At 46.6% G+C, this 6000-nt stretch carries 7 protein-coding genes; 6 read left to right on the top strand and 1 reads right to left on the bottom strand.

Features of this window, described 5'->3' with window-relative positions; translation table 11 throughout:
• Positions 1-167 (top strand): transposase (locus C508_RS17955; protein WP_018702672.1); only part of this gene is annotated, 167 nt, incomplete at its 5' end.
• 132 nt (positions 168-299) lie between these two features.
• Here C508_RS17955 and C508_RS0106150 read toward each other — a convergent pair.
• Positions 300-644, bottom strand: a complete 345-nt coding sequence (locus tag C508_RS0106150) for a hypothetical protein (protein ID WP_018702671.1) — start codon at positions 642-644, stop codon at positions 300-302.
• 217 nt (positions 645-861) lie between these two features.
• Here C508_RS0106150 and C508_RS19395 point away from each other — a divergent pair, with 217 nt between their 5' ends.
• The 5 genes from C508_RS19395 to C508_RS17945 all read left to right on the top strand — a co-directional run bounded on the left by C508_RS19395 (position 862) and on the right by C508_RS17945 (position 5993).
• On the top strand, positions 862-2730 hold the full coding sequence (locus tag C508_RS19395) for an SPM autocatalytic domain-containing protein (protein ID WP_018702670.1): 1869 nt from the start codon (positions 862-864) through the stop codon (positions 2728-2730).
• A 193-nt stretch (positions 2731-2923) separates the two neighbouring features.
• On the top strand, positions 2924-3856 hold the full coding sequence (gene rocF / locus C508_RS0106140; RefSeq protein WP_018702669.1) for an arginase: 933 nt from the start codon (positions 2924-2926) through the stop codon (positions 3854-3856).
• Positions 3857-3971: 115 nt separating this feature from the next.
• Entirely contained in the window at positions 3972-4565 is a 594-nt protein-coding gene (locus C508_RS0106135) for a cupin domain-containing protein (protein WP_083928041.1), read from the top strand.
• A gap of 32 nt (positions 4566-4597) precedes the next feature.
• Positions 4598-5062, top strand: a complete 465-nt coding sequence (locus C508_RS0106130; protein ID WP_018702667.1) for a pyridoxamine 5'-phosphate oxidase family protein — start codon at positions 4598-4600, stop codon at positions 5060-5062.
• Between the two features lie 4 nt (positions 5063-5066).
• Positions 5067-5993, top strand: coding sequence for a phosphatase domain-containing putative toxin (locus C508_RS17945; protein WP_018702666.1), 927 nt, complete (start codon positions 5067-5069; stop codon positions 5991-5993).
• The last annotated feature ends 7 nt before the right edge of the window (positions 5994-6000 follow it).

The raw sequence follows: 6000 nt of genomic DNA, 5'->3' as shown, positions 1-6000 counted from the left end.
AATACAAATTTGGGAATCGACATTTCTGGTCAATTGGATATTATGTGAGTACAGTTGGCCTTAATGAAGCTACAATAAAAAAGTATATAAGAGAACAAGAGAAAGCAGATCAAATGATGGATAAAATTAGTGTAAAAGAGTTAGAAGACCCCTTCAGGGGTAGCTAGTACCAAGTGCAAAGATGGCTTGAACGAAGTGAAAAGCAGCACTTTTAGGTGCCGCTAGTAATCAGCCCTTATAGGGCTGGTGCATGCCGCCCGTTTAACGGGCGGTCATGACTTGAATGAAGAAAATACAGTTTAAGTGTTTGTTTCGGCCTTGAGCGTTATAAAAAGCTGCTTGCGCAATTGGCAATGCTTCCAATTATCACTGAACCCATTATCATATACTACCCGAACATCCCAATAAGCAGCGGGTTCATTACGATGAAACGGAAGCGTCGCCTGATCGGCAATTCCCAATATAGGTTGTTCAAGCAAGTTGTCTTGCCAATCATTCGTATTGGAAGGAGAGATATACAGTGCGCAAATATTGTGGCCTGTATTGTTGATGATAATGAATTCTTGAGGGCTGGCTAAGGCGTTTTCCGGGTTATAGAGTATTGAAACAAGAGATAAGACGCAAATGAAAAGAATCTGCTTCACGAAAGAACCCTCCTTGTTTAAAACACTATAGATATAGCATACCATGTTTTAACTTCATTGGGTAGAAATGAAAGGGAAAGTTGTTAATTTTCAAGCGAGTTCAAAAAATATCGCAAAAAAACGAAAAAACATGTAAAAAGTTTCACAATGCGTACGATATTATAAATAAGGAGCTTTACCGGTGAGGTGAAGCAAAAAAATATAGGAGCTGAGGTTGGTGAAAATTGATTCTAGTACTGTAGAGTTTAGCAGCAACCATTTTTTAGGCACGAAAGAAAGAGAAAGCGTATATGCTTCCAGTACGGCAGCGGCGACAACCTTAGAGCAAGAGAGCAGCCATACGGAAATTCAGACGGATCGGGCTTACGAGCTGCAATTGAGCGAAGGGGCCTTGCGGGCAACTGCAGCGGCGGTGAATAAAGACGTTGACTTTTCTAAGCTTTCCCAGAAAGAGCGAGATGAGCTTAAAAATGTAACGGCCTTTATGGGAGTAGATAGCGACGTAATTCAGGAAGAAGTTTCAGCCGAAAGCCACACAAAACTTGTGGTGGATCAAAATAGCAGCAACGCTACGATCGGAAAGCCGCCGCAAAGCAGTGGCAACTGGCGGCAAGTTGGCGTTATTAGGGAAGCGTCGCAGCAGATGACGGTGGGCCAAGGCGCGGTTGTTGTAGGGCAAAGTCAAGGTGAGACGGTGACGCGTCAGGAAAACGCCCAGTTGCAAGGAACCAGTACCGCGGTAGGAGAGTCAACGGTGTTTGTGGCGACGACTAATGCCAACGGAGCGGCAACGGGTTTGCGGATTGGAGAGGTGGAGACTAGAACGCATACCGTGAGTGAAGCGGAATATACAGCGTGGTCAGCGCAGGGGCGGGTGACTACAGAAGACGGAAGGACGGTGCAAATCGATCAGACCTCGTTGATGCTGCGCTCGGCGGAAATGGTTCAGACGCAAAGTACGGCTACCCTGGAGGACCCCTTGGTCATTCAGTATGGTAAAGGTTCTGCCGCAGTGGGTCTGACCGAAGAAAAATACGCTTTTGATTTGGATGCGGACGGTCAAAAAGACAGTATGTCCTTTGTTAAACCCGGCGCTGGCTTTTTAGCATTAGATCAGAATGGAGACGGTAAAATCAATGACGGCAGCGAGCTTTTTGGCGCTAAAAGCGGTGACGCTTTTGGAGACTTGGCCAAATTTGATGCAGACGGCAATGGCTGGATTGATGAAAATGACGATGTTTACGGCAAACTGCGTATTTGGGCCAAAGACGATCAAGGGAAGGATCAATTACTGTCTTTAAAGGAAGCAGATGTAGGCGCTATTTATTTGGGCAGCGTAGCTACGGAATTTTCTCTAAAGGATAGCCGCAATGAACTGCAGGGTCAAGTACGACAAAGCGGCTTGTTCTTGCGGGATTCAGGCGAAGTCGGTACGGTGCAGCGCCTTGACTTGGCAACGAGCGAGGGGAATGCACAGGTTGCTTCGCCTCCTGTCTCGAACGGCCAGGATGGCCGTTATACCACCAAGCAGTCCCAAGTGAATTATGAAGGGGAAACAGCGCATGTGAGCGTACAGCAAACGGAGAATGGCCTTGCGATTACGAATAATAATACGCCTCGTCTTATTCCGGTACCGCTGCAGTCTTTGGCGGAGGTCAAATTGGATGTGGGAGGTTCAGCTGTCAGCAGCTCGCTTTCAGTAGTGAATGGGTCTAGTGCAGCGGCTGTTGCTGGGGCACGAGAAGCGGCGGTTGTCTTTGCGTCGCAAGATACTAGGGTGCAGGTGACAACAGCTGAGTCGATTGTGTCCAAAGATGCAGCCAAGGTGTATGTAGTCTCTGCCGCAGAAAGCGATACGAAAAGCGTTTCCGTATGGTTGGAAGGTAAAGCGGTTGGGCGAATATCGCCTTTAATGGATATTTTGAAGCAGCTTATCGAGAAGGAAGAACAAGAACGGGCCAAAGAAAAGGAGACTGCTAACGATGGAAAAGCAGCTCTCGGAGGAAAACGCTACTATCTTTCAGGGCGGCATTTGCAGGTAGAGTGGGAACATAAGATGCTACCCCTGGTGGATTACAAATTTTAACTAAACATGTCACAAAGAACCAGTGTTTTTAATTAAACACTGGTTCTTTTATTAATAGTAGTGAATAAAATTTCTTTTCTGTGTATTCAGGCAGGATATTTACTGTAAATCAAGAAGTCAAAGAATAACCAAAGAAGGTCAAAAAAATTCATTTTGTTTCAGTGTATGAAGGCAAAGGAAGGCAGAAAGCAGCATGCGTTTACAGGGAAAGAATAAAAAAGGAATTACTGTGTTAGGGGTGCCTACCTGGTTGGGGCAGGAGATGTTTGGGACGCAACTGGGGCCGGACGCAATGCGTGCTGCCGGTTTGGTACGAATGCTGCGTTCGACGGGACTGGATGTTATTGATGCCGGAAATCTGAACATCAAAAATCAAGCGATCACTTCCTGCGGTACCGGCAGCGTGTGCAATCTGCGAGCGGTGCGCGACAGTCTGGAACTGGTAGCTATCAAGGTTTCCGAGATTGTTTGCAGTGGGCGAATACCCTTAGTTTTGGGCGGGGATCATAGTGTAGCTATTGGCTCTCTTGCAGGTATTGCTAGGCATTATCGTGCCTTGGGACTTCTTTGGTACGATGCGCATGGAGACAGCAATACGCCGGAAACATCGCCAAGCGGTTATATACAGGGCATGCCTGTGGCGGCAAGTTTGGGCGCAGGACACCCGGAACTTATTGCGGTAGGCGGTTATAAGCATAAGATTCGCCAGGACCATGTCGTATTAGTCGGAGTTCGAGATCTAGATGCAGGGGAAAAAAAGTTTTTGCGAGAAAAAAATATAAAAGTCTATACTTCTGAGGACATGTATCGTAGAGGCAGTGTGGCGGTTATGGAGGAAGCGGTGGCATATCTATCCTCACGCTGCGATGGCATTCACTTGAGCTGCGACTTGGATGTGCTCGACCCGAAAGAAGCCAGCGGCGTAGGTACTCCGGTGGCGGGAGGCCTGCCGTTGGCGCAGCATTTGGAAGCGATGCGGTGCTTGGCGTCCCATAAAGTCGTTACTTCGGCCGAGTTTGTGGAGCTTAACCCGTTGTTGGATAAAGACGGCAGAACGATTGAGGCGGCTATTGCCATGATTCGAGCTTTTTTAGGAGAACGTGCGTTGGAAGCCTGTCAGGCTTAAAAAATGAATTCTTGTAACTAACGAATAAAAACCTGCTTCTTTTGAAATCTGAAAGAAGCAGGTTTTTATTCGTTAGCCGCGAAATGTACCAAAGAAATGAAACTTGATAGGGGGCATGACATTGCGAAGAGCAGGACTGATAGTGCTTCTGGTTTGCTGCAGTTGGTATTTTAGCATTGTAGCAGCAGAAGCAAAAGAGAAGCGGACGGCGGACGAGTATATAGCAGCATTGCAACTCGTTGGGCATGTGGAAGGCGGTTACTTTAAAGAGCTGTACAAGAATCAACGGAAAGCGGGAGCTGCGATACTGCCGGATGTTTATACAGGCGAGCGTCCCTTGGCATCTACGATCTACTACCTTTTGAAGTCTGGCGGTGTTTCGCAGTTTCATCAGCTTCTGTCCGATGAAATTTGGTTTTACCATGATGGTTCTCCCTTGATTTTGCACATGATCAGTCCGAATGGAATGCTGACCAGCGTGCGTTTGGGATTGGATGTGAACCGGGGAGAGCAGCCGCAGGTTTTGGTACCGGCGCAAACGATTTTTGGGGCGGAGGTCGCGGAAAAAGGCTCCTTCGGTTTGGTCAGTTGCATGGTGTCGCCTGGTTTTGACTATCGAGATTTTCGTCTTTGCTCGTATGAAGAATTAATGCGGGAATATCCGGCCTATGCAGGGGTTATTGAACGACTGAATGGAAAAAAGCCGTAACGAAGAAGGTAAGCTTGTGAGGAGGATGGCGGATGGCTAGAGAAATGCGGAGAAAAGACAGGCAGTTGGGAGAGACGGAGATAAAGGAGCTTTTGCATAAAGCCGCCTATGGCGTGTTATCGCTGGTGGATGCAAACAACCAAGCGTATGGGGTGCCGTTAAGTTTTGTTTATTTTCGGGACGCCTTGTATTTTCACAGCGCTACAGAGGGGCTGAAGCTTGATTTGCTGCGACAGAATTCGCGCGCATCTTTTTGCATAGTAGGAGATACAGAGGTGCTGCCGGAACAATTTACGACGAATTATGAGAGCGTTATTGCCTTAGGGAAAGCGATCGAAGTGACGGCCGAGGAGAAAAAAGCAGCCTTGGAAGCGTTTGTTGAAAAATATGCAAGCGACTTTAAGGAAAAAGGGCTGGCTTATATCGAAAAGGCGGGCTCTGCGACAACGGTGTTTAAGATTTGTATAGAACAGTGCACAGGCAAGGCGAGGAGATAAAGCTATGAAAAGGCATGGCTTTTGGGTAGTGCTTATATGCAACCTTTGTGCGCTTATTTTATTTGCTATATCTAATCCTTTGGAAGCGCACGAATCTATTTTGTCCGAAACACAAACAGTATTGCGGCAAGATGCTGAGGATAAAGCGGCGTTGCCAGAGAGTTTTCGGCGTGTAGAATGGCTGAGAGCCTCTGGAAGCGCACAGTTTTCGGAAAAGGAATTGCTGGAAGTTAAGAAAAATATAAGTGAAGTAAAAATAGTTTTGGTCGATCTACGCCAAGAGAGTCATGGCTTTATTAATGGACTTCCTATAAGCTGGTATGGAGAAAAGAATTGGGCCAATGCCGGCAAAAGCGTAGAAGAGGTATTACAGCTTGAGCAAAAAGAACTATCCGAGCTGGCTGCAGCACAGCAAGCTATTGTGTATAGTAAGCTTAAAAAAGATAAGAGCAGCGGCGGCCTCGTTTCGGCAGTATCGATGGCAGTGCCGATTGAAGTCGTAAGTTCGGAGGAGCAACTAGCAAGGCAGAACGAGATGGGGTATTTTCGCCTAGCTATAACAGATCATTGTCGTCCTGATGATGAGAGCGTGGAGCGTTTTGTAGAGTTTGTTCGGATGTTGCCTCCAGGCTCCTGGCTTCATATGCACTGTGAAGCCGGGCATGGTAGAACTACTACGTTTTTAACTATGTATGATATGATGAAAAACGCAAAAAACGATTCTTGTGCCGCTATTATAACGAGACAGCGGGATATTGGAGGTATTGATCTTTTGTCATCTGAAGAAGATCGGGGCTGGCGAATGGAGAAAGATCAGGAACGTAAGAGATTCATAAAGAGGTTTTATCAGTATTGCCAAGCTAATGATGATCAATATTCTCTGAAATGGACAATCTGGAATCAAACGCATCCAATACCTATCGACGAGTAAACGGAAA

Origin of the sequence: Anaeromusa acidaminophila DSM 3853 (assembly GCF_000374545.1) — a bacterium.
Lineage (GTDB): Bacteria > Bacillota > Negativicutes > Anaeromusales > Anaeromusaceae > Anaeromusa > Anaeromusa acidaminophila.
This window is presented reverse-complemented; position numbering and strand designations above follow the sequence as displayed.

Excerpts from the sequence above, each read along its gene's own strand:
- rocF (WP_018702669.1), top strand. The coding sequence starts at position 2,924 with ATGCGTTTACAGGGAAAGAATAAAAAAGGAATTACTGTGTTAGGGGTG.
- C508_RS0106135 (WP_083928041.1), top strand. The coding sequence starts at position 3,972 with ATGACATTGCGAAGAGCAGGACTGATAGTGCTTCTGGTTTGCTGCAGT.
- C508_RS0106130 (WP_018702667.1), top strand. The coding sequence starts at position 4,598 with ATGGCTAGAGAAATGCGGAGAAAAGACAGGCAGTTGGGAGAGACGGAG.
- C508_RS17945 (WP_018702666.1), top strand. The coding sequence starts at position 5,067 with ATGAAAAGGCATGGCTTTTGGGTAGTGCTTATATGCAACCTTTGTGCG.